Source organism: Streptomyces sp. NRRL B-24572, from assembly GCF_002156145.1.
Taxonomy (GTDB): domain Bacteria; phylum Actinomycetota; class Actinomycetes; order Streptomycetales; family Streptomycetaceae; genus Streptomyces; species Streptomyces vietnamensis.
The window spans coordinates 1-1320 of the sequence record NZ_MWIG01000395.1 but is presented as its reverse complement, the minus strand read 5'-3'; the positions used below and the strand labels follow the sequence as shown (position 1 = coordinate 1320).

Genomic DNA, 1320 nt, shown 5'->3' with positions numbered 1-1320 from the left:
GGCGAGGGCGTCACCGACGTGGCCGTCGGCGACGAGGTCCTCGGCTGGACGAAGACCGGCGCCTACGCCGAGTACGCCATCGCCGGCACCGTCGCCCCCAAGCCCGCCGGGCTCTCCTGGGAGGCCGCCGCGAGCCTCCCGGTGGCCGGCGAGACCGCCCAGCGCGTCCTGGACCTGCTCCGGGTGCGGGAGGGCGAGACGCTGTTCCTGCACGGCGCGGCGGGCGTCGTCGGCTCGGTGGCCGTCCAGCTCGCGGTCGCGGCCGGGATCACGGTGATCGGCAGCGCCTCGGAGTCCAACCACGCGTACCTGCGGGAGCTCGGCGCGATCCCCGTCGCGTACGGGGACGGCCTGGCCGACCGGGTCGGGGCCGCCGCCCCGGAGGGCGTCGACGCGGTCTTCGACGCGGCCGGGCACGGCGTCCTGCCGGTCGCCATCGAGCTGCTCGGCGGCGGCGACGCGGCGAAGGAGCGGATCGTGACGATCGCGGCGACGGACGCGGAGGAGCACGGCATCGTCTTCTCGGGCGTCACGGGGGAGCCGGAGGCCGTACGGGCCGGGCTCGCGGCCCAGGCCCGCCTGGCGGTGGAGGGCGCGCTCACGGTCCGCCTGGCGGAGACGCTGCCGCTGAAGGAGGCGGCGAGGGCGCAGGAGTTGAGCGAGTCGGGCCACGTTCGGGGCAAGATCGTCCTGATCCCTTGATGCTTGCCGTGAGATGAGGAAGGCGATGCCGGTGTACGCGATGTCCCTGGGTGACGACGGCGCGGAGCTGCGCCCGCTCGAACCGTGGCAGGCCGAGGAGTTCCTCGCGCACATGGACCGGGGACGGGAGTTCATCGGCGCGCGGAACGGGCTCCCCGACGTCGTGACGGACCTGGAGTCGAGCCGGGCCTTCCTCCGGGCGTACGCGGAGAGGGTGGCGGCCGACACCGGACGCATCCACGGCATATGGTCCGACGGCACGCTCGTCGGCGCGGTGATCCTCCGCACGTTCGACCCCGTCGGCGGCACGGCCGAGGCGGGCTGCTGGCTGGAGCCGGCGGCCGCCGGCAAGGGCCTGGTGACCCGGGCGGCGCGGGCGCTCATCGACTGGGCGATCTCGGTGCGCGGGATCCACCGGGTGCAGTGGGTGGTCTCCTCCGACAACGAACCGAGCATCGCGGTGGCGCGGCGGCTCGGCATGACGAGGGAGGCGGTGCTGCGGGAGAGCTACGACTACCGGGGCAAGCGGCACGACGAGGAGATCTGGTCGGTCCTGGCCCCGGACTGGCACGCCACCCCGACCACCTGACCCGCCCCGTTGTGGGCCTGCGCCCCGCC

At 74.8% G+C, this 1320-nt stretch carries 2 protein-coding genes; both read left to right on the top strand.

Going from position 1 to position 1320, the window contains the following annotated elements:
• The coding region (locus tag CCN56_RS23160) for an NADP-dependent oxidoreductase (protein ID WP_086829638.1) at nt 1–702 on the top strand (702 nt) is incomplete at its 5' end.
• A gap of 13 nt (nt 703–715) precedes the next feature.
• Entirely contained in the window at nt 716–1291 is a 576-nt protein-coding gene (locus CCN56_RS23155; protein ID WP_373412886.1) for a GNAT family N-acetyltransferase, read from the top strand.
• The last annotated feature ends 29 nt before the right edge of the window (nt 1292–1320 follow it).

What these genes read in the sequence shown, in the direction of transcription:
- CCN56_RS23155 (WP_373412886.1), top strand. Translation starts at nt 716, where the DNA reads ATGAGGAAGGCGATGCCGGTGTACGCGATGTCCCTGGGTGACGACGGC.